The following is a 20,664-nucleotide window of genomic DNA, read 5'->3' as shown; positions in this document are numbered from 1 at the left end:
CGGGTTATACGCACTTATCCACCGATTTATCCACATCGCTGCCGCACCGCGAATTTACACGAGCATCACGCAAACGTTTTCGCTACAATGCCGGGCGAAATCCTGGCCCCAGTTTTGGGGGGGTTACCTGAAGCTTATTCTCACTCTTCTCTATATAGAGGTGAAAATGGCTAAGCTTGATGTAACGCTCTTACTCTCTGCGAATCAAAGCCAAGGGATCATCACCATGCAACAACGTCGTCCTGTACGCCGCGCTCTGCTCAGCGTGTCTGATAAAGCCGGTATCATCGAATTTGCTCAGGCGCTGACCCAGCGCGGTATCGAACTCCTCTCCACCGGAGGCACCGCCCGCCTGCTGGCAGACGCGGGCCTCTCCGTCACCGAAGTGTCTGACTACACCGGCTTCCCCGAAATGATGGATGGACGCGTTAAAACGCTGCACCCGAAAGTGCACGGCGGCATTTTAGGCCGTCGCGGCCAGGATGATGCCATTATGGCGGAACACAGCATTGCCCCTATCGACATGGTGGTCGTTAACCTTTATCCCTTTGCCCAGACCGTCGCGCGTGAAGACTGCTCGCTGGAAGATGCCGTCGAGAATATTGATATCGGCGGTCCAACGATGGTGCGCTCCGCCGCCAAAAACCACAAAGACGTGGCTATCGTGGTCAACAGCAGCGATTACCAGGCCATTGTTGTCGAGCTGGATCAGAACGAGAACAGCCTGACGCAGGCCACGCGCTTCAACCTGGCCATCAAGGCCTTTGAGCATACCGCTGCCTATGACGGGATGATTGCCAACTACTTTGGCAGCCTGGTCCCCGCTTATCATGGCGATACCATTGCACCTTCTGGCCGCTTCCCGCGGACGCTGAATCTGAGCTTCATTAAAAAGCAGGATATGCGCTACGGTGAGAACAGCCATCAGGACGCCGCCTTCTATATAGAAGACAGGATTACCGAAGCCTCGGTCGCCACTGCTCAGCAGGTTCAGGGCAAAGCGCTCTCCTATAACAACATCGCCGATACCGACGCCGCACTGGAGTGCGTCAAGGAATTCGACCAGCCAGCCTGTGTGATCGTCAAACACGCCAATCCCTGTGGCGTTGCCATTAGCGATTCGATTCTGGACGCCTATGAGCGGGCGTATAAAACCGACCCAACATCCGCCTTTGGCGGCATTATCGCCTTTAACCGCGAGCTGGATGAAGAGACGGCGCAGGCCATTGTCAGTCGTCAGTTTGTTGAGGTGATTATTGCCCCCTCCGCAAGTGAGGCCGCGCTTAAGATAACCGCGAGTAAGCAGAACGTACGCGTACTCACCTGTGGAGAGTGGCAGCAGCGTCAGGCCGGTCTGGATTTCAAGCGCGTCAACGGTGGGCTGCTGGTGCAGGATCGCGATTTAGGTATGGTGGAGAGCCACCAGCTTAAGGTGGTGACCCAGCGCCAGCCGACCGAACAGGAATTGCGTGATGCGCTGTTCTGCTGGAAGGTCGCTAAATTCGTGAAGTCCAACGCCATCGTTTACGCGCGTGAGAATATGACCATCGGTATTGGCGCGGGGCAGATGAGCCGCGTCTATTCCGCGAAGATTGCCGGTATCAAGGCGGCAGACGAGGGGCTGGAAGTGAAAGGCTCGGCTATGGCGTCCGATGCGTTCTTCCCCTTCCGCGACGGCATTGATGCCGCCGCCGCCGTTGGCGTCAGCTGTGTTATCCAGCCAGGCGGCTCTATTCGTGATGAAGAAGTTATTGCCGCCGCCGACGAGCACGGCATTGCCATGATCTTCACCGCGATGCGTCATTTCCGCCATTAATTACGGAGCAGAAAAATGAAAATTCTCGTTATTGGTAACGGCGGGCGTGAGCACGCCCTGGCATGGAAGGCCTCACTCTCGCCGCTGGCGGAAACCGTTTTTGTCGCGCCGGGTAACGCAGGTACTGCCCTTGAACCTGCTTTGCAGAACGTTGATATCAGCGCCACCGATATTCCGGCACTGCTGCGCTTCGCGAGTGAGGAGAAGATTGATCTGACCATCGTCGGCCCGGAAGCACCGCTGGTGCTGGGCGTGGTGGATGCCTTCCGCGCTGCCGGGCTGAAGATTTTTGGTCCGACGCAGGCCGCTGCTCAGCTGGAAGGGTCTAAAGCCTTCACGAAAGATTTCCTGGCGCGTCATCATATTCCGACCGCTGAATATCAAAACTTTACCGAGGTCGGGCCCGCCCTGGCCTATACGCGCAGCAAGGGCGCGCCCATCGTGATTAAAGCCGATGGCCTGGCCGCGGGTAAAGGTGTGATTGTGGCAATGACCCTGGCCGAGGCAGAAGAAGCCATTCAGGACATGCTGGCCGGCAATGCCTTTGGCGATGCAGGCCACCGCATCGTGGTGGAAGAGTTTCTGGACGGGGAAGAAGCCAGCTTTATCGTAATGGTTGATGGCGAGAATGTGTTACCGATGGCGACCAGCCAGGATCATAAACGCGTGGGTGATGGGGATACCGGCCCCAATACCGGTGGGATGGGCGCCTACTCTCCCGCGCCGGTAGTGACCGATGCTGTCCACCAGCGGGTGATGGATGAAGTTATCTGGCCGACGGTTCGGGGCATGGCAGCGGAAGGAAACACCTATACCGGCTTTCTGTACGCGGGCCTGATGATTGATAAGCAGGGTCAGCCGAAGGTTATTGAGTTTAACTGCCGCTTCGGCGATCCCGAGACGCAGCCAATCATGCTGCGTATGCAGTCGGATCTGGTCGATCTCTGTCTGGCAGGCGTAGAGGGCAAGCTGAATACCAAAGACTCAGAGTGGGATCCTCGCCCTTCGCTGGGCGTGGTGCTGGCTGCCGGGGGTTACCCGGGTGACTACGCGGTGGGTGACCAAATCCACGGTCTGCCGCTGGAAGAAACGCCAGACGGCAAAATCTTCCATGCCGGTACGCGTATGCAGGACGATCTGGTGGTAACCCAGGGCGGACGGGTATTGTGCGTGACCGCACTGGGAGATGACGTGGCCGCTGCGCAGAAGCGCGCCTATGAACTGGCTAAGCCCGTTTCATGGAAGGACAGCTTCTGCCGCCATGATATCGGCTATCGCGCGATAGGCCGCAAATAGCCCTTACCCGGGCCGGAGCAATCCGGCCCGGGTGGCATTCAGAAGCTGGCTTCGTCAGGCTCGTTCGCGCAGAGATCGTCGGGCGTGACAATCAGCAGCTGAACGCCTTTAGGCGCTTCCAGCCAGGCGATGCTGACCGGCTTGTCCGGGCTGCGCTGATGCTGGGTAATATAGTTAACGGAATAGTGGTCGAAGCCGGGCCGCTCTTTCTGCCCCTTGCACGTCGTGACGACGCCGGACGCCGACCAGCGCCCTTGCCTGAGCAGTACCCGCCCTTTCAGCAGGTCATCGCTGATTTTCAGCATACGCCCGCCATCAAACTGATATAACGCCACCGCGTCTGCGGAGAGCGCTTCACGGCGACCGGCGAACTGGCGCTGCATAAAACTCAGGCTGCCGTCCTGGTCGAAGCGCAGCGTCACGTTCTCGGGGCTGTCGCCAAAACGATGACGTTCTATGGAGATAAGCTTGTCCGACTGCCACATATAGTCGGTCGTCTCCGTCGCGCCACCCGAAAAGGGCGTGTAAAACGTCAGCAGATGGCTGCTCTCATTGCCGTCGTTTTTGCGCCAGATACGAACGGCGCCGCGATCGGCCAGATAACCACTGGCGGTAAAGTCAGGCAGTGCTGGCTGTGAGCTGCAACCTGCCAGTAACAGCAGCGTCAGCAGGGAGAGCGGAATAAGAGGAGAACGAGTCATGGCGCGATTATCACACAGTGTGGGTGAAATGCCCGGTGGTAAAGCGGTTTGCCCGGATGTATCTATAACAAAAGGGGCATAACGCCCCCCTGTTTAAAACTTTTTACCGTCAGACAATTACTTAACAGCGTCTTTCAGTGCTTTACCTGAAACAAATGCCGGTACGTTAGCAGCAGCAATTTTGATTTCATTGCCAGTCTGCGGGTTGCGGCCAGTACGCTCAGCACGGTGGTTAACTTTAAAAGTACCAAAACCAACCAGTTGTACAGCATCACCCTCTTTCAGAGACTCAGTAATCGCAGCCAGGGTGGATTCCAGTGCAGCTTTAGCCTGGGTCTTAGACAGGTCCGCTTTGTCAGCAATTACATCAATCAGTTGAGTCTTGTTCATAAGTTATCCTTACAGTGTATTTATCGCTTGCTAAGCATCGAGTGCGAGGGAAAAACCAGTTTCTGGCACTCTCCTGCATACACGCACCGATAGCCACTTTTTTCAGCCCCCCAAATGTAGACCAGACTGGGGGCGGATGTGAAGCCTCCTGGCGCTACAAATCAGGCCTGAAGTCACGTTTTATCGCCTTACTGCTGAAAATTTATACCGATATTACTGATCCCTGATTCACGCAGGTCAGCTCGCAGTCCTTTTATCAGTTCGGGGTCCCTCTCTTCGCAGGCACTGAGCAGGCGGAAAATCTCCCACTGGATGTCCCATTCTTCTTCAACTGCGGGATTCTCTTTAAGCTCTTCGTCGGTCATTTCCCGTTCAGCCTGGGTCATTTCCAGCATCGCAACGGTCGTCACGGAGGCATCGCTTACGGCGATCGCATGCTCCAGCGTTTCACCGCTCAGACGAGAGTGCAGCAGTTCACTCAGTGCGACGCAGGCATCAATGGCCGGATACACGCCGTAGAGATCGTAATCTTCAGCGTTGGGTATCGCTTCCTCCAGCTTCTCGAGCTGTGAGTCAAAATTCACCTTAGCATCTTTTACCAGCAGCGTTTCCCAGACCAGATCGAGGATGCGGCGATACAGCTGCCCTTCACCGAATCCTGTACGATCGCAAAACGCCCGATAGTTGGGGGCCATACGTTCGCACAGACAGGCCATAAAAGTAACGTGCTGCCAGCTTTCCAGCTTTTCCAGACGCAGGTGAATCGGATTACGTAACATGTTGAGATCTCTTAAACAGAAGTGCGCGGCCAGCAGTGTAACCGAAAAGACCGCGCGTCACACCGTTAACCCTGCTCCTGAAGGCGCATAAAAGCAGGTCGCCGTGAGGCCACGGCATCAGCCCAGCGCGTCGGTTCGGGCAGCCGGTAGCCGTTCAGACAGGTTTCCACCCAGCTGAGCGCCGTCGTCTGGCTAACGCGATGCCCCGGCGAGATAAAGAGGGGGTTACACCGGCGCTTGCTGCGCAATACCCAGCCAATTTGCTCGCCTTTGTCGATCAGCGGCTGTGTTGTCCCCGGCTCGTCATCCAGCGGCTCAAACTTGCCACACAGGCGGCTTTTTGCCACGCCAATGGTTGGGACATCCACCAGCAGGCCGAAATGGCTGGCGACGCCAAGGCGGCGCGGGTGCGCAATGCCCTGCCCATCAACGAACAGCAGGTCTGGCTTTAGCTCAAGCTGCTGCCACGCCGCGAGCAGCGCAGGATATTCACGGAATGAAAGGAACCCCGGAATATAGGGCATCGTCGTCGCGATACGGGCAACGCGATGCTCCACCAGCCTGAGCGACGGATATTCCAGAATAACCAGGGCAGCGCGCGTAACCTCGCCCCCCTGTTCAAAACCGACATCGGCACCGCCTATATAGCGCGGCGGCATTACTTCAAAGTCATCTTCCTGCTGCACTTCTGCCGCGCGTTCAAGTTGCTCCTGACGTAATGCTGCAATGTCCATGGTTAGTCCTGGTGATATGGCCGTGAAAGTCGATGTACTGAGTCAATGAAAGCGCCAGCATGCTCGGGTGGAACATCCTGATGGATCCCGTGACCCAGGTTGAATACGTGTCCATTGCCGTGGCCAAACCCTTCCAGGATGCCCGCGACCTCCTGCCCGATACGCGCAGGGGACGCGTAAAGCATAGACGGATCCATATTCCCCTGTAGGGCAACTTTATCACCCACGCGGCGGCGGGCGTCGCCGATATCGGTGGTCCAGTCCAGCCCCAGCGCGTCGCAGCCGGTAGCTGCCATCGCTTCCAGCCACTGGCCGCCGCCTTTGGTAAACAGGGTGACCGGCACGCGGCGTCCGTCATTCTCACGGATCAGGCCGTCCACGATTTTGTGCATATAGTGCAGGGAGAATTCAAGATAGTCCCGTCCCGTCAGTACCCCGCCCCAGGTGTCGAATATCATCACCGACTGCGCACCGGCACGTATTTGGGCGTTCAGGTAGAGCGTGACGCTGTCGGCCACCTTATCCAGCATCAGATGCAGGGTTTCAGGCTCGGCATACATCATTTTTTTCAGTTTGGTGAAGGCTTTGCTGCTGCCCCCTTCAACCATGTAGGTGGCCAGCGTCCAGGGGCTGCCGGAGAAACCTATCAGCGGTATTTCACCCTTCAGGTTTTTACGGATAGTGCGCACCGCATTCATCACATAGCCCAGATCCTGCTCCGGGTCGGGCACCGGCAGCTTCTCAACATCAGCGCGGCAGGTGATCGGTGAGGAAAAACGGGGGCCTTCTCCCGCCTCAAACCACAGGCCCAGCCCCATGGCGTCGGGGATGGTAAGAATATCGGAGAACAGGATCGCCGCATCCAGCGGATAGCGACGCAGCGGCTGTAGCGTGACTTCGCAGGCCAGCTCGGCATTTTTGCACAGCGACATAAAATCACCGGCGATGGCACGGGTCGCCTTATATTCTGGCAGGTAGCGTCCGGCCTGGCGCATCATCCATACCGGGGTCACATCCACAGGCTGGCGCAGCAGGGCGCGCAGATAACGGTCGTTCTTCAGTTCACTCATCTTAAACGCTCTCTCAAAATCAGGCGCACAGTATAACATTCATTCCGCTTCAGCGCGGCAAAGCGCCACGGTATCCTCGATCAGCCGCCGCGCCACGGTACCGGGCGGTGGAAGCTGGGGCAGCGCCTCATGGTGATACCAGGCCGCATCCAGCAGCTCTTTGGGATCAATGTGTATGTCACCGCTTTCATAGTCGGCCATAAATGCCATCATCAGCGACTGGGGAAACGGCCATGGCTGAGAGGAGACATAGCGCAGATTTTTCACTTTTAACCCGCTCTCCTCCATGACTTCACGCGCGACGGTTTGCTCCAGCGTTTCACCCACTTCGACAAACCCGGCCAGCACGGTGTAGATGCCGTTGCGGTGCTTAGTATGCTGCGCCAGCAGGATCTCCTTGCCGCGACGAATGGCGACAATGATGCAGGGGGCAATCTGCGGATAGTATCGCTGCCGGCAGTGACCGCACAGGCTGGCCCACTCGGTTTTGCTTGAGTGCATTTCATGCCCGCAGTAGCCGCACCACTTATGAGAGCGGTAGAACTCAGCCAGCTGGATCCCGCGCCCCGCCAGCTGGAACAGGCCGACATCGCCGTCGAGGATCTGTCGCAGAGTGCCCATCTCATTCGGACGGCTATCGCGTATCAGCCACACCGGCTCGCCCTGCCATTCACCGATCCGCATAGCTTTTGACCCAACCAGGCCTAATTCCTGCGCACTTCCCTGCGGCAATTGACCTTTCGGCAGCCATAGTTTATGTTCGTGACTGACAACCCACCAGCCAGCGTCTACGCTTGAAATCTCAACTTCCATAAATTGCACATCCTCAGCTAAATCGGCTTTCTGCGTAACGGGATTGGGATCGGGCACTTAAAATATCACTTTCGGAGTCACACATGCTCAACCAACTAGAAGTCCTGACCGCACGCGTTGCCGGGTGTAGTGGCCTGGTGGACTTTTGTCTGCAATCCCGCAAGCAGTTACTGGTTGCCTATTATCAAATGGTTGGCATTAAGCCTAACAAGGAATCCCATACTCCGCTCGATGAAAACGCACTGGATACCTTTTGTCAGCGTCTGGTCGATTATCTCTCCACTGGTCACTTTACGGTGTACGAGCGCTTTATCGAAGAGATGAAAGGCAGCGAGCAGCTGGCTAAGGCCGCGCTGATCTATCCGGCGCTTCAGGCGAACACGGCTGAGATTATGCAGGTTTATGATACTCATCTGGAAACGGCTATCGATCACGATAACTATCTTGAGTTCCAGAACGCGCTTTCTGAAGTGGGCGAAGCGCTGGAAGCCCGCTTCACGCTGGAAGATAAGTTTATACAGCTGGCGCTGGACAAGCAGGCGGATACCCCACCGGCCGCTAACGATTCTGCCCTGGCCCGTCCCGCCTGAAACGTTATCCGTTTGTAAAATCCTTGTAGTTTCAAAAAAGGCCCCCTATGCTGAGGGGGCAATGGCGTAACGCGCGGCCGCCGCCGTTACCGCCGTTCTGGTTCTCCCTCCGGGAGACCAGAATTCTTCTTGTCGGAGTGCCCTTAGGGGCTGAGACCGTTAATTCGGGATCCGCGGAACCTGACCAGGTTAATACCTGCGTAGGGAACAAGAGTAACTTTTCAGTCAGGGTGTGCTGCTGTTTACCCACACTTTGCGCTTACTCCTCCGAACTCCGGACAAGCATCTTTTCCCGATTTATCAGGAACATGCTATGTCTGACCTTGAAAAGAAAACCACCCGCCGCGAACAGCGCGCGCAGGCTCAACAGTTTATCGACTCCCTCCAGGGCACCGCCTTTCCTCACTCAACGCGCATCTGGCTTGAGGGATCACGTCCCGATATTCGCGTTCCCCTGCGTGAAATCCAGCTCAGTCAAACCCGAGTCGGCGGCAGCAAAGACGCCCCCCGATATGAAGATAATGAGCCCGTGCCGGTTTATGACACTGCCGGCCCCTATGGCGATCCAGAGGCCAGCATTGATGTTCATGCGGGCCTGCCCCGGTTACGCGAGGGCTGGATTGGTGAACGCGCCGACACGCAAACGATTGAGACGCTCAGCTCAGCCTACACGCAGCAGCGTCTCGCCGATGAAGGGCTGGATCACCTGCGCTTCGAACACCGTCCCCTCCCCCGACGGGCGATGCCCGGCCACTGCGTCACCCAGCTGCACTATGCCCGACAGGGCAGGATCACGCCGGAGATGGAGTTTATTGCGCTGCGAGAGAATATGGGTCGCGAGCGCATTCGCGGTGAGGTGCTTCGCCAGCAGCATCCGGGCAACAGCTTCGGTGCGCATCTGCCGCAGGACATCACGCCGGAATTTGTGCGGCAGGAGGTCGCCGCCGGGCGCGCCATCATTCCTGCCAACATCAATCATCCTGAATCCGAGCCAATGATTATCGGCCGCAATTTCCTGGTCAAAATTAACGCCAATATCGGCAACTCAGCGGTCAGCTCCTCCATTGAGGAAGAGGTCGAGAAGCTGGTCTGGTCAGCGCGCTGGGGAGCCGACACGGTCATGGATCTCTCCACCGGTCGTAATATTCACGAAACGCGCGAGTGGATCCTGCGTAACAGCCCGGTACCCATCGGCACCGTGCCCATCTATCAGGCGCTGGAGAAGGTCAACGGCGTGGCGGAAGCGTTGAACTGGGAGATTTTCCGCGACACCCTGCTGGAACAGGCGGAACAGGGCGTGGACTACTTCACGATCCACGCAGGCGTCCTGCTGCGCTATGTGCCCATGACGGCGAAACGCCTGACGGGCATCGTGTCGCGCGGCGGTTCGATTATGGCGAAATGGTGTCTGTCGCATCATAAGGAGAGCTTTCTTTATCAGCACTTCCGCGAGATATGTGAACTCTGCGCGGCCTATGACGTGTCACTCTCGCTGGGCGATGGGCTGCGTCCTGGCTCAATTCAGGATGCCAATGACGAGGCGCAGTTTGCCGAGCTGCGCACGCTGGGCGAGCTGACGAAGATTGCCTGGGAGTACGACGTGCAGGTGATGATCGAAGGCCCGGGACATGTGCCGATGCAGATGATCCGTCACAATATGACCGAGCAGCTGGAACACTGCCACGAGGCGCCGTTTTATACCCTTGGCCCTCTGACCACGGATATCGCGCCGGGCTACGATCACATTACCTCGGGTATTGGCGCGGCCATGATTGGCTGGTTCGGCTGCGCGATGCTGTGCTACGTCACGCCCAAAGAGCACCTTGGCCTGCCGAATAAAGAAGATGTGAAGCAGGGACTGATGACCTACAAGATAGCGGCCCACGCCGCCGATCTGGCTAAAGGACATCCCGGCGCGCAGATCCGCGATAACGCCATGTCGAAAGCGCGCTTCGAGTTCCGCTGGGAAGATCAGTTCAATCTCGCGCTCGATCCCCATACCGCCCGCAGCTATCACGACGAGACGCTGCCGCAGGATTCCGGCAAGGTTGCCCATTTCTGTTCAATGTGCGGACCTAAATTCTGCTCCATGAAAATTTCCCAGGAAGTGCGTGATTACGCGGCGAAGCAGGAGGATAAAGTATGAGCCGTGGTCCGTTTCCCTTAACCGAAGCCCGGCTGGGTCTCTACCCGGTCGTTGAAACGGTCGCCTGGATTGAGCGCCTGCTGGATGCGGGCGTACGCACCATCCAGCTGCGGATTAAAGATCGGCCGGAAGCGGCGGTGGAAGATGAGATTGCCGCTGCCATCGCCCTGGGCAGGCGCTACCGGGCGCGTTTGTTTATCAACGATTACTGGCAGACGGCGATCGGGTATCAGGCCTATGGCGTACATCTGGGTCAGGAAGATCTGGACGTCGCCGACCTGGATGCCATTCATCGTGCCGGACTACGCCTGGGGCTTTCGACGCACGATGACGCCGAACTGGATCGTGCCCTGAAGGAGCAGCCATCTTATATCGCCCTCGGCCATGTTTTTCCGACCCTCACTAAACAGATGCCCTCCTCCCCGCAGGGCATAGAAGAGCTTAAGCGTCATCTTTCGCGCCTGCAGGGCGTATCAACGGTGGCCATTGGCGGTATCAGCCTCAGCCGCGCGCCTGCCGTGCTGGCAACCGGCGTGGGGAGTATCGCCGTAGTCAGCGCCATTACGCAGGCCGACAGCTGGCAGGAAGCCACCGCGCAGCTATTGCAGCTGGCGGGACCGGGGGGTACAGAGCATGTATAGCAACCCGCGTTTAGTACCTGTCAGCCATCAGCGCCTGGCCGGGTCGGGAGGCGCACAGCATGTTCAGTGACGGTGATTTTATGCGTTACAGCCGCCAGCTGCTGCTGGAGGAGTTCGGTCCTGAAGGGCAGCGCAAACTTCAGGCCGCCAGCGTCCTGATTATCGGCCTGGGCGGCCTGGGATCGCCTGCGGCGCTCTATCTTGCTGCTGCCGGGGTTGGGACACTGCTGCTGGCCGATGACGACAAGGTGCATATCAGCAATTTGCAGCGCCAGATCCTGTTTCGCAGCCGCGAGACGGGCCTGTCAAAAGCGCAGGTCGCGAAAGCGCAGCTCCAGGCACTGAACCCTCAGGTGGGATTTATCGTACTGGAGAAGCGTATGGATGACAGTAACTTGCAGGAGGCGGTGGCGATGGCCGATCTGGTGCTGGATTGCAGCGACAATATGCAAACCCGTCAGGCGATTAACACCGCCTGCATACAGCGCAGCAAACCGCTGATCAGCGCCAGCGCCGTGGGATTCGGCGGTCAGCTGCTGGTGTTAACCCCGCCCTTCAGTCATGGCTGCTATCGCTGCCTGTGGCCCGATGAGACGGAGCCACAGCGCAACTGCCGTACGTCAGGCGTGCTGGGCCCGGTGGTCGGCGTGATGGGTACGCTTCAGGCGCTGGAAGCTCTAAAGATGCTCGCCGGTCAGGGTTCCTCGCTGGCGGGGAAGCTGCGGCTTTTCGATGGCCGACAGCAGACCTGGCGCACGCTGACTCTCGAACGTAGCGCTGCGTGCCCGGTATGTGGAGGCCGCGATGAACATCACCATTAATGACAGCAGCATGACCCTGAACGGTTCGCCCACGCTGGTTGAACTGCTCGAACAGCTTTCCCGCCATCAGCCGGGTACGGCGCTGGCGGTTAATCAGCAGATTATCCCTCGCGACCGCTGGGCATCTTTTCATTTGCAGGAGGGCGATGAGCTGGTGATTTTCCAGGCCATTGCCGGAGGTTGATATGTTTACTATTGCGGATAAAACGTTTACGTCACGCCTGCTGGCCGGAACGGGTAAATTTTCCAGCCCGACGGTAATGCTGAATTCACTGCGTGAATCCGGTGCGGAGCTGGTTACCCTGGCGATGAAGCGCGTGGATTTGCGCGGCGGGGATGACGGCATACTTAAGCCCCTGCAGGCGCTCGGCGTCCAGCTGCTGCCAAACACGTCCGGTGCTAAAACCGCAGAAGAAGCTATTTTTGCCGCCCGGCTCGCACGCGAAGCGCTGGGAACCCACTGGCTCAAGCTGGAGATCCATCCCGACGTGCGCTATCTGCTGCCAGATCCTATTGAAACGCTTAAGGCCGCCGAAGCGCTGGTGAAAGAGGGGTTTACCGTTCTGCCCTACTGCCATGCCGATCCGGTCCTGTGCCGGCGGCTGGAAGAGGTGGGCTGTGCGGCAATCATGCCGCTCGGTGCGCCGATTGGTAGCAATCAGGGGCTTAAGACACGCGATTTCCTGACGCTGATTATCGAACAGGCAAGCGTGCCGGTGATCGTGGATGCCGGTATCGGCGCACCCAGCCACGCCAGCGAGGCGCTGGAGATGGGCGCAGATGCGGTGTTAGTGAATACGGCGATGGCGTCGGCTCAGGATCCGATACAGATGGCGCGCGCATTCAGGCTGGCCGTAGAAGCAGGCGCGCTGGCGCGGCGCAGCGGATTGGGTAGCCGACATCAGCAGGCGCAGCCCACCAGCCCGTTAACGGCCTTTCTGACAAAGGGAGAAGCCCAGTGAAAAGCTTTATCTCCCGATGGGAAACGCTGGAGTGGGATGATATAAGCCTGCGGATCCACAGCAAAACGGCCGCCGACGTGGAGCGGGCGCTGAACGCATCGAGACCAGGCCCTGAGGATCTGATGGCGCTGCTCTCCCCCGCGGCGGAAGCCTGGCTGGAACCCATGGCGCAGAAGGCCCGGCAGCTAACCCGGCAGCGCTTCGGTCACGCCGTCAATCTGTTCGTGCCGCTATACCTGTCCAACCTGTGCGCCAATGACTGCACCTATTGCGGCTTCTCAATGAGTAATCGCATCAGGCGTAAAACGCTGAATGCAGAGGAGATTAAGCGGGAGTGCGCGGCCATCCGCGCAATGGGCTTCGATCAGCTGCTGCTGGTTACCGGCGAGCATCAGACAAAGGTCGGGATGGACTATTTTCGTCAGCATCTTCCCGCCATCCGCGCGTGCTTCAGTTCACTGATGATGGAGGTGCAGCCCCTTGCAGAAGAGGAGTACGCCGAGTTAAAAACGCTGGGGCTGGATGGGGTGCTGGTGTATCAGGAGACCTATCACTCAGCGGTCTATAGCCAGCACCACCTGAAGGGCAATAAGCAGGACTTTTTCTTCCGACTGGAAACGCCCGATCGTCTGGGACGCGCCGGTATCGATAAGATTGGCCTGGGTGCGCTGATTGGCCTGTCAGACAGCTGGCGCACTGACTGTTTTATGATGGGGGAACATCTGCTGTGGCTGCAAAAAAACTACTGGCAGAGCCGCTATTCGGTGGCGTTTCCCCGCCTGCGTCCCTGCGCGGGCGGCATTCAGCCAGCCTCACTGATGAACGAAGCGCAGCTGGTGCAGGCAATTTGCGCTTTTCGGCTGTTCGCGCCCGAAGTGGAACAGTCACTTTCCACACGCGAATCGCCCCAGTTCCGCGATCGGGTGGTGCCGCTGGCGATCAATACGATCAGCGCCTTTTCAAAAACCCAGCCCGGGGGCTACGCTGAACAGCAAACCGAACTGGAGCAATTTTCTCCGCACGATAACCGCCATCCGCAAGAGGTTGCGAATGCGCTGATGAAGGCCGGATTACAACCGGTGTGGAAGGACTGGGATAGTTATTTAGGACGTGTTTCGCAATAACATGCAGGCAGGAAGCAAAACTGAAAGGTATCCGGTTTGGTCGCAGACGAACGGTAGACAGAGGACGTGTGTTGAGACTATATCAAGAAGGTACCGGCGCAACGGAAATTGCCAGTAAGCTCAATATTACCCGCTCCACGGTCTATAAAATTATCGAAGAAGCCAGAACCCTGGTTAATAATAGCGCCTGACGATGGCCTTGCCCCAATAACGCACGTGACGTTATTATTGGCGAAACATAAGATCAAAAAAATAGGGAAATCAATGGATACAGTAGAGGAATTAAACGGAACATACTTCTATGCGGGAAAATCAAATCTAACCGCAGCTGAACTTCTATTTATGATTTTTTGTGAGAATACAGCAAGTCAATTCGGTATCGGCGTAGCTGATTTTGGTGCTGTTGTCGCCATTGTCTCAGGGAGAAACAACTTAGGCACAAGAGGTAAGTTAGCCAATGCTACCAAAGGTACGTCTTACGCTTCCAAAGGAGCAAGAGCGGTATTTGGGAAAACAAAATTCCCTTTTGGTATCTCATTACCTACCTGGCTTGGTGGTTACACACCGTGGACGGCCCGTCGTGTCATGGTTCACAACATTGCGCCGTTTGTTGGCCGCTCGATTCCCTTGATCGGCGTGATTATCCTTGCCTCTGATGTAACACAAATTACCTACCGCACCATACGCGACTACAACACCATAGCACGAGGCAACGATAAGTTATGGTAGACAGTATCGAACAGAGAGTTTATGAGCTTGTGCGGCCTTATGCTGGCACATATCTGTTTAACTTAAAGAAGGTGGAGTTAACGCCTGAAACTGACCTGGATACTGATCTAAGTATTGATGAGCTCGAAGTTGAAGATCTGATGAATGACTTTTTCGAAAAATTCAATGTTGGACGGGGTAATTTCAAGATTGAAACTTACTATCCTGCCGAACCTTTCTCATGGAATCCCTTCAAAAAATCCCCTCCTATACCTGTACCTGATTTCACTATCAGTATGCTGATCGAATCAGCAAAAGCCGGGCGCTGGTTATTTGACTAAACACAAGCAAGGAGCTTTTAAATGGCTGTACCTGTTCACTTATTTTTGACCGATGACGGTGGCGCAGTGATCCGTGGTTCTTCTGATGTCCAGGACCGTGAAGGGAGCGTGGAGCTTAAAGGATTAAACCACAGCTTAACGATCCCCACAGACCCTATGACAGGGAAAGTTACGGGGACTCGTCAGCATTCGCCTTTCCAGTTCACCAAAGAACTTGATAGTTCATCTCCGTATCTGTTTAAAGCTGCGGCGACAGGCCAGACGCTAAAATCTGCTGAATTTCGCTTCTATCACATCAATGATGCCGGACAGGAAGTGGAGTATTACCGGATCACGCTGGAAAAAGTGAAAGTGATTTCAGTCAGTCCGGTAATGTATGACACGCGGGGCTGTCCGGGCACAGGTCACATGGAAGAAGTTGCCCTGAATTACGAGAAAATCACTCACCTGTATAAAGACGGCAATTTGCTCGCGCATGACGCATGGAATGAGCGCCCCACCGCGTAGAAATAAGCCATCTGGGGCTTTTTTTGGTTTAGTCCGTTTTAATGTTTAACCACATGATAAAAAATGTTTTTTACATAAAATGGCACTTTTCGGGGGAATGTGCACAAAACCCTAACCATCGAGGCCGCACGCAACGCCGTAAATACTTTCTGGAGCGGCTTCGCAAGCAGCCGTACTACCGCTGGTCACAGCCGGTGGCGACGCTAAACTGTCCGGGTTGGCGAGAATGCTGACCAGGGCCAGTTCGTTTTCCCCTCGCTGGCCCTGCCCTCATCGTACGACGCCAGTCATATGCCATCACCTGGCGACTTCACAGCGATATAATACGCAGCGGCTTAGTTACCCCGGTAGGTGGAATAACCATACTGGCTGAGCAGGAGCGGAATATGGTAGTGGTCACCGCTTTTCTCTGCGTGAAACACCACCGGTATCTCCGGGAAAAAAGTCGGTTGCCCGATACCTTTATAATATTCCCCAGTTTTGAACACCACTTTGTAATCTCCGGCTGGCATTGCTTCCCCTGCCGGATAGAGCGCGGCAATGCGACCATGACTGTCTGTGGTCCCCGAAGCGAGCTTTACCCAGCCTGTCTTTTGCTGTTGTTCAAGCTCAACCTTGACGCCCGCCGTTGGCACACCGGTTTGCAGGTTCAGCACATGCACGCTGAGAGGATTGGGTGTCGTCGTGGTATCGGCTGCGCCTGCGGAAAGTGAGGTAAGGATCAGAGCGGGCAGCAGTGCATGACGGGTAAATTTCATCGTTTATCTCCATTAAATGATTGCTAGCTAAATATAGCAACAACGCTAGCTATCACATGCCGCGGCGCACAATTTGTAAAATACTCCGCACGACCTGAATCGCAGGCATAAAAAAACCGCTCCGAAGAGCGGTTTTTATTCATCAACGATAGAAACGATTAGTCGTTTTTACCGCCAAGGCCTGCGTTCAGCAGTTCTGCCAGGCTGGCAGACGCTTCATCTGCGGTCACCTGAGGAACAACAGGCGTTTCGCCCGCTGCTTTACGGCGCATACGATCCTGATGATAAGCGTAACCGGTACCGGCTGGGATCAGACGACCCACGATTACGTTCTCTTTCAGGCCGCGCAGTTCGTCGCGTTTACCCGCTACGGCTGCTTCGGTCAGTACGCGCGTCGTTTCCTGGAACGAGGCAGCAGAGATAAAGGACTCTGTCGCCAGGGACGCTTTGGTGATACCCAGCAGATCGCGCGCAAAGGTTGCTGCGATTTTGCCGTTGGCTTCCAGCTCACGGTTAGAAATTTTAACGCGTGAGAATTCAACCTGCTCGCCGTCGAGGAAGTCAGTACCGCCCGCGCTGGCAATCGTTGCTTTACGCAGCATCTGACGCACGATGACTTCGATGTGCTTATCGTTAATCTTAACGCCCTGCAGGCGGTAAACTTCCTGCACTTCGTTAGTGATATAACGGGTCACCGCATGTACGCCACGCAGACGCAGAATGTCATGTGGAGACTCTGGACCATCGGAAACCACATCACCACGTTCAACGCGCTCACCTTCGAACACGTTCAGCTGACGCCATTTCGGAATCATCTCTTCGTAGTGCTCGCTGCCATCAATTGGTGTGATCACCAGACGACGCTTGCCTTTGGTCTCTTTACCGAAGGAGATGATACCGCTGATCTCAGCCAGGATTGCCGGCTCTTTCGGACGGCGGGCTTCGAACAGATCCGCAACGCGCGGCAGACCACCGGTAATATCCTTGGTACCGCCGGATTCCTGTGGAACACGGGCCAGGGTATCACCCGAGCTGATTTTGATGCCATCTTCCAGCTGAACAATCGCTTTGCCCGGCAGGAAGTACTGAGCAGGCATGTCGCTACCTGGGATCATCACATCGTTGCCGTTACCATCAACGATCTTCAGCGCAGGACGCAGATCTTTACCACCCGCAGTACGTTCAGCACTGTCGAGGATTACCAGAGATGACAGACCGGTCAGGTCATCAGTCTGGCGGGTAATGGTCTGGCCGTCGATCATATCGGTGAAGCGAATGAAACCGCTCACTTCGGTGATAACCGGCATGGTGTGCGGATCCCAGTTTGCTACGGTCTCGCCCGCTGCAACCTGCTCGCCGTCACCTTTCGCCATGGTTGAACCGTAAGGAACTTTATAGCTCTCTTTGGTACGACCAAATTCGTCGATCATCTTCAGCTCGGTGTTACGCGAGGTAACGACCAGCTTGCCGGCTGAGTTGGTAACCGACTTAGCGTTGATCAGCTTCAGCGTACCCTTGTTCTTCACCTGAATGCTGGATTCGGCTGCCGCACGCGATGCCGCACCACCGATGTGGAACGTACGCATGGTCAGCTGAGTACCCGGCTCACCGATGGACTGTGCTGCGATAACGCCGATGGCCTCACCTTTGTTGATGATGTGACCACGCGCCAGATCGCGTCCATAACAGTGGGCGCACACGCCGAAGTCAGTTTCACAACTTACAACGGAGCGAACTTTCAGGCTGTCGACACTGTGCTCTTCCAACAGGTCACACTGCTGTTCGTGCAGCAGGGTGTTGCGTGGCAGCAGAATGTCGGCGGTGCCCGGCTTGATGACGTCTTCAGCCGTTACACGGCCCAGTACGCGCTCGCGCAGAGGTTCTTTAACATCACCACCCTCGATAACCGGAGTCATCATGATACCTTCATGGGTACCACAGTCATCTTCGGTTACCACCAGATCCTGCGCCACGTCAACCAGACGACGGGTCAGGTAACCGGAGTTCGCGGTTTTCAGTGCGGTATCCGCAAGACCTTTACGCGCACCGTGCGTGGAGATGAAGTACTGGAGTACGTTCAGACCTTCACGGAAGTTCGCGGTAATTGGCGTCTCGATGATAGAGCCATCTGGCTTCGCCATCAGACCACGCATACCCGCCAGCTGACGAATCTGAGCAGCAGAACCACGCGCACCGGAGTCAGCCATCATAAAGATGCTGTTGAAGGAAACCTGACGCTCTTCTTCACCGTCACGGTTAATGACCAGCTCGGTAGAGAGGTTTTCCATCATCGCTTTAGCAACGCGTTCGTTGGCCGCAGCCCAGATATCGATCACTTTGTTATAGCGTTCGCCCGCTGTTACCAGACCAGACTGGAACTGTTCCTGGATCTCAGCCACTTCCGCTTCCGCTTCGGTGATGATTTCCGCTTTCTTCTCTGGGATAACCATGTCGTCGATACCAACAGACGCGCCGGAGCGGGCTGCATAGGCAAAACCGGTGTACATGGTCTGGTCAGCAAAGATAACGGTCGGCTTCAGGCCCAGGATGCGGTAACAGGTGTTCAGCATCTTAGAGATAGCTTTCTTGCCCAGCGCCTGGTTGACGATGGAGAAAGGCAGACCTTTAGGCACGATCATCCACAGGATGGCGCGACCAACGGTTGTATCGATGATGCTGGTTTTAGCAACCCACTCATCCCGCTCGTTTTTCTCGTGCTCGGTGATACGCACCTTAACGCGAGCGTGCAGAGAGGCCAGACCGGCGCGGTAAATACGCTCCGCTTCTTTCGGGCCAGTCAGCACCATGCCTTCGCCTTTGGCGTTAACACAGTCGCGGGTCATGTAGTACAGACCCAGTACAACGTCCTGTGAAGGAACGATGATTGGCTCACCGTTCGCTGGCGACAGGATGTTGTTGGTAGACATCATCAGCGCACGCGCTTCCAGCTGGGCTTCCAGCGTCAGCGGTACGTGAACAGCCATCTGGTCACCATCGAAGTCGGCGTTATAGGCCGCACAAACCAGCGGGTGCAGCTGGATAGCTTTACCTTCGATCAGTACCGGCTCAAACGCCTGGATGCCCAGACGGTGCAGGGTTGGTGCACGGTTCAGCAGGACCGGGTGTTCGCGAATCACTTCATCCAGGATATCCCAGACGACGGATTCTTCGCGCTCGACCATTTTCTTGGCGGCTTTGATGGTGGTAGCAAGACCACGCAGTTCCAGCTTGCCGTAGATAAAGGGTTTGAACAGCTCCAGTGCCATTTTCTTCGGCAGACCACACTGGTGCAGGCGCAGGTATGGACCAACGGTGATAACCGAACGTCCGGAGTAGTCTACGCGTTTACCCAGCAGGTTCTGACGGAAACGACCCTGCTTACCTTTGATCATATCGGCCAGCGATTTCAGCGGACGCTTGTTCGAACCGGTGATAGCACGACCGCGACGGCCGTTATCCAGCAGGGCATCGACCGCTTCCTGCAGCATACGTTTTTCGTTACGTACGATGATATCAGGTGCAGCCAGGTCCAGCAGGCGCTTCAGACGGTTGTTACGGTTGATCACGCGACGATAGAGATCGTTCAGATCGCTGGTTGCGAAACGGCCACCGTCCAGCGGTACCAGCGGACGCAGGTCCGGCGGCAGCACAGGCAGCACGGTCAGGATCATCCACTCTGGCTTGTTGCCAGACTGGACGAACGCTTCCAGCAGCTTGATGCGCTTGGTCAGTTTTTTACGCTTGGTTTCGGAGTTGGTTTCGTTCAGCTCTTCACGCAGCTGTTCGCATTCCTGCTCCAGATCCATGTTTTTCAACAGGGCCTGGATCGCTTCCGCACCCATTTTTGCGTCGAATTCATCACCGAACTCTTCCAGCGCGTCCAGATACTGCTCTTCAGTCAGGATCTGACGACGCTCAAGGTTGGTCATGCCGCCTTCAACAACCACATAGGATTCGAAGTACAGCACGCGTTCGATGTCACGCAGTGGCATATCCAGCAGCAAACCGATGCGCGAAGGCAGCGATTTCAGGAACCAGATGTGCGCAGTCGGAGAGGCCAGCTCAATGTGACCCATACGCTCACGACGTACCTTGGTCTGTGTAACTTCAACGCCACACTTCTCACAGATCACACCGCGATGCTTCAGGCGCTTGTACTTACCGCACAGGCACTCGTAGTCTTTTACCGGCCCGAAAATACGCGCACAGAAAAGCCCGTCACGTTCTGGTTTGAACGTACGGTAATTTATGGTTTCCGGCTTTTTAACTTCACCAAAAGACCAGGAACGGATCATGTCTGGCGAGGCCAGAGCAATTTTGATCGCATCAAACTCTTCGGTCTTAGTTTGCGCTTTCAGAAACTTAAGTAAGTCTTTCACGGATTAGCTCCCGTCGGAGTGAGACTTCTCAGGAATGCCCGGAGTGACCCGGGCGTCCTGTAACCAGTACATATTCGAGTGCTTTACC

The 20,664-nt window shown here is 56.1% G+C and carries 19 protein-coding genes, 2 pseudogenes and 1 riboswitch; of the genes and pseudogenes, 13 read left to right on the top strand and 8 right to left on the bottom strand.

Annotated elements, in window-relative coordinates; all coding sequences use genetic code 11:
• Window positions 1-226: 226 nt before the first annotated feature.
• Window positions 227-1,816, top strand: a complete 1,590-nt coding sequence (gene purH, locus AAGR22_RS01520; protein ID WP_067710341.1) for a bifunctional phosphoribosylaminoimidazolecarboxamide formyltransferase/IMP cyclohydrolase — start codon at window positions 227-229, stop codon at window positions 1,814-1,816.
• Window positions 1,817-1,831: 15 nt separating this feature from the next.
• Window positions 1,832-3,112, top strand: a complete 1,281-nt coding sequence (gene purD / locus AAGR22_RS01515; protein ID WP_345829876.1) for a phosphoribosylamine--glycine ligase — start codon at window positions 1,832-1,834, stop codon at window positions 3,110-3,112.
• A 38-nt stretch (window positions 3,113-3,150) separates the two neighbouring features.
• Here the strand turns inward: purD and AAGR22_RS01510 are convergent, their stop codons facing one another.
• The 6 genes from AAGR22_RS01510 to nudC all read right to left on the bottom strand — a co-directional run bounded on the left by AAGR22_RS01510 (window position 3,151) and on the right by nudC (window position 7,599).
• The gene (locus AAGR22_RS01510; protein WP_067710337.1) at window positions 3,151-3,813 is read right to left on the bottom strand and encodes a DUF1481 domain-containing protein; all 663 of its coding nucleotides are present in this window, start codon (window positions 3,811-3,813) and stop codon (window positions 3,151-3,153) included.
• Between the two features lie 117 nt (window positions 3,814-3,930).
• The gene (gene hupA, locus AAGR22_RS01505; RefSeq protein ID WP_017803060.1) at window positions 3,931-4,203 is read right to left on the bottom strand and encodes a nucleoid-associated protein HU-alpha; all 273 of its coding nucleotides are present in this window, start codon (window positions 4,201-4,203) and stop codon (window positions 3,931-3,933) included.
• Between the two features lie 188 nt (window positions 4,204-4,391).
• A complete protein-coding gene (locus tag AAGR22_RS01500; protein WP_067710335.1) occupies window positions 4,392-4,982 on the bottom strand; it encodes a YjaG family protein in 591 nt (196 codons plus the stop codon).
• A 65-nt stretch (window positions 4,983-5,047) separates the two neighbouring features.
• A complete protein-coding gene (nfi, locus tag AAGR22_RS01495; RefSeq protein WP_067710333.1) occupies window positions 5,048-5,716 on the bottom strand; it encodes a deoxyribonuclease V in 669 nt (222 codons plus the stop codon).
• Window positions 5,717-5,718: 2 nt separating this feature from the next.
• Complete coding sequence (gene hemE / locus AAGR22_RS01490) at window positions 5,719-6,786, bottom strand: uroporphyrinogen decarboxylase (protein WP_067710349.1); 1,068 nt, start codon at window positions 6,784-6,786, stop codon at window positions 5,719-5,721.
• Window positions 6,787-6,825: 39 nt separating this feature from the next.
• On the bottom strand, window positions 6,826-7,599 hold the full coding sequence (nudC, locus tag AAGR22_RS01485; protein ID WP_067710331.1) for an NAD(+) diphosphatase: 774 nt from the start codon (window positions 7,597-7,599) through the stop codon (window positions 6,826-6,828).
• Window positions 7,600-7,682: 83 nt separating this feature from the next.
• On the opposite strand from nudC, the gene rsd reads away from it, so the two are divergent.
• From rsd to tssD, 11 genes and pseudogenes are all read left to right on the top strand, one after another.
• A complete protein-coding gene (gene rsd, locus AAGR22_RS01480) occupies window positions 7,683-8,189 on the top strand; it encodes a sigma D regulator (RefSeq protein ID WP_345829866.1) in 507 nt (168 codons plus the stop codon).
• A 123-nt stretch (window positions 8,190-8,312) separates the two neighbouring features.
• Window positions 8,313-8,413, top strand: a riboswitch (TPP riboswitch).
• Between the two features lie 89 nt (window positions 8,414-8,502).
• Window positions 8,503-10,323, top strand: a pseudogene (gene thiC / locus AAGR22_RS01475) (phosphomethylpyrimidine synthase ThiC); the annotation flags it as partial.
• Between the two features lie 8 nt (window positions 10,324-10,331).
• A complete protein-coding gene (gene thiE / locus AAGR22_RS01470; protein WP_067710327.1) occupies window positions 10,332-10,976 on the top strand; it encodes a thiamine phosphate synthase in 645 nt (214 codons plus the stop codon).
• Window positions 10,977-11,035: 59 nt separating this feature from the next.
• On the top strand, window positions 11,036-11,797 hold the full coding sequence (locus AAGR22_RS01465) for a HesA/MoeB/ThiF family protein (protein ID WP_345829865.1): 762 nt from the start codon (window positions 11,036-11,038) through the stop codon (window positions 11,795-11,797).
• A complete protein-coding gene (gene thiS / locus AAGR22_RS01460; RefSeq protein ID WP_067710323.1) occupies window positions 11,781-11,981 on the top strand; it encodes a sulfur carrier protein ThiS in 201 nt (66 codons plus the stop codon). The genes AAGR22_RS01465 and thiS overlap by 17 nt, the downstream gene beginning before the upstream one ends.
• A gap of 1 nt (window position 11,982) precedes the next feature.
• A complete protein-coding gene (locus AAGR22_RS01455; protein ID WP_067710321.1) occupies window positions 11,983-12,759 on the top strand; it encodes a thiazole synthase in 777 nt (258 codons plus the stop codon).
• On the top strand, window positions 12,756-13,883 hold the full coding sequence (gene thiH, locus AAGR22_RS01450) for a 2-iminoacetate synthase ThiH (RefSeq protein ID WP_345829863.1): 1,128 nt from the start codon (window positions 12,756-12,758) through the stop codon (window positions 13,881-13,883). The genes AAGR22_RS01455 and thiH overlap by 4 nt, the downstream gene beginning before the upstream one ends.
• A gap of 5 nt (window positions 13,884-13,888) precedes the next feature.
• Window positions 13,889-14,074, top strand: a pseudogene (locus tag AAGR22_RS01445) (helix-turn-helix domain-containing protein); the annotation flags it as partial.
• A 73-nt stretch (window positions 14,075-14,147) separates the two neighbouring features.
• Window positions 14,148-14,612: an STM2901 family protein gene (locus AAGR22_RS01440; RefSeq protein ID WP_345829862.1), complete on the top strand. Its 465-nt coding sequence runs from the start codon at window positions 14,148-14,150 to the stop codon at window positions 14,610-14,612.
• A complete protein-coding gene (locus tag AAGR22_RS01435; RefSeq protein WP_345829861.1) occupies window positions 14,606-14,932 on the top strand; it encodes a DUF1493 family protein in 327 nt (108 codons plus the stop codon). Before AAGR22_RS01440 ends, AAGR22_RS01435 begins: the two co-directional genes overlap by 7 nt.
• Window positions 14,933-14,953: 21 nt before the next feature.
• The gene (gene tssD / locus AAGR22_RS01430) at window positions 14,954-15,439 is read left to right on the top strand and encodes a type VI secretion system tube protein TssD (RefSeq protein ID WP_345829860.1); all 486 of its coding nucleotides are present in this window, start codon (window positions 14,954-14,956) and stop codon (window positions 15,437-15,439) included.
• 335 nt (window positions 15,440-15,774) lie between these two features.
• Here tssD and uraH read toward each other — a convergent pair whose 3' ends face one another.
• The gene (gene uraH / locus AAGR22_RS01425) at window positions 15,775-16,197 is read right to left on the bottom strand and encodes a hydroxyisourate hydrolase (protein ID WP_067710315.1); all 423 of its coding nucleotides are present in this window, start codon (window positions 16,195-16,197) and stop codon (window positions 15,775-15,777) included.
• Window positions 16,198-16,355: 158 nt separating this feature from the next.
• Window positions 16,356-20,576 (bottom strand): DNA-directed RNA polymerase subunit beta', encoded by a 4,221-nt coding sequence (gene rpoC / locus AAGR22_RS01420; protein ID WP_067710313.1) that lies wholly within the window; start codon window positions 20,574-20,576, stop codon window positions 16,356-16,358.
• Window positions 20,577-20,664: the final 88 nt, after the last annotated feature.

It is taken from the genome of Erwinia sp. HDF1-3R (assembly GCF_039621855.1).
Taxonomy (GTDB): Bacteria; Pseudomonadota; Gammaproteobacteria; order Enterobacterales; family Enterobacteriaceae; genus Erwinia.
This window is presented reverse-complemented; position numbering and strand designations above follow the sequence as displayed.

Coding starts and splice junctions, on each gene's coding strand:
- hupA (WP_017803060.1), bottom strand. CDS start 4,203: ATGAACAAGACTCAACTGATTGATGTAATTGCTGACAAAGCGGACCTG.
- AAGR22_RS01435 (WP_345829861.1), top strand. CDS start 14,606: ATGGTAGACAGTATCGAACAGAGAGTTTATGAGCTTGTGCGGCCTTAT.
- uraH (WP_067710315.1), bottom strand. CDS start 16,197: ATGAAATTTACCCGTCATGCACTGCTGCCCGCTCTGATCCTTACCTCA.
- nfi (WP_067710333.1), bottom strand. CDS start 5,716: ATGGACATTGCAGCATTACGTCAGGAGCAACTTGAACGCGCGGCAGAA.
- purD (WP_345829876.1), top strand. CDS start 1,832: ATGAAAATTCTCGTTATTGGTAACGGCGGGCGTGAGCACGCCCTGGCA.
- rsd (WP_345829866.1), top strand. CDS start 7,683: ATGCTCAACCAACTAGAAGTCCTGACCGCACGCGTTGCCGGGTGTAGT.
- AAGR22_RS01465 (WP_345829865.1), top strand. CDS start 11,036: ATGTTCAGTGACGGTGATTTTATGCGTTACAGCCGCCAGCTGCTGCTG.
- thiE (WP_067710327.1), top strand. CDS start 10,332: ATGAGCCGTGGTCCGTTTCCCTTAACCGAAGCCCGGCTGGGTCTCTAC.
- AAGR22_RS01500 (WP_067710335.1), bottom strand. CDS start 4,982: ATGTTACGTAATCCGATTCACCTGCGTCTGGAAAAGCTGGAAAGCTGG.
- purH (WP_067710341.1), top strand. CDS start 227: ATGCAACAACGTCGTCCTGTACGCCGCGCTCTGCTCAGCGTGTCTGAT.
- tssD (WP_345829860.1), top strand. CDS start 14,954: ATGGCTGTACCTGTTCACTTATTTTTGACCGATGACGGTGGCGCAGTG.
- AAGR22_RS01510 (WP_067710337.1), bottom strand. CDS start 3,813: ATGACTCGTTCTCCTCTTATTCCGCTCTCCCTGCTGACGCTGCTGTTA.
- AAGR22_RS01440 (WP_345829862.1), top strand. CDS start 14,148: ATGGATACAGTAGAGGAATTAAACGGAACATACTTCTATGCGGGAAAA.
- nudC (WP_067710331.1), bottom strand. CDS start 7,599: ATGGAAGTTGAGATTTCAAGCGTAGACGCTGGCTGGTGGGTTGTCAGT.
- thiS (WP_067710323.1), top strand. CDS start 11,781: ATGAACATCACCATTAATGACAGCAGCATGACCCTGAACGGTTCGCCC.
- hemE (WP_067710349.1), bottom strand. CDS start 6,786: ATGAGTGAACTGAAGAACGACCGTTATCTGCGCGCCCTGCTGCGCCAG.
- AAGR22_RS01455 (WP_067710321.1), top strand. CDS start 11,983: ATGTTTACTATTGCGGATAAAACGTTTACGTCACGCCTGCTGGCCGGA.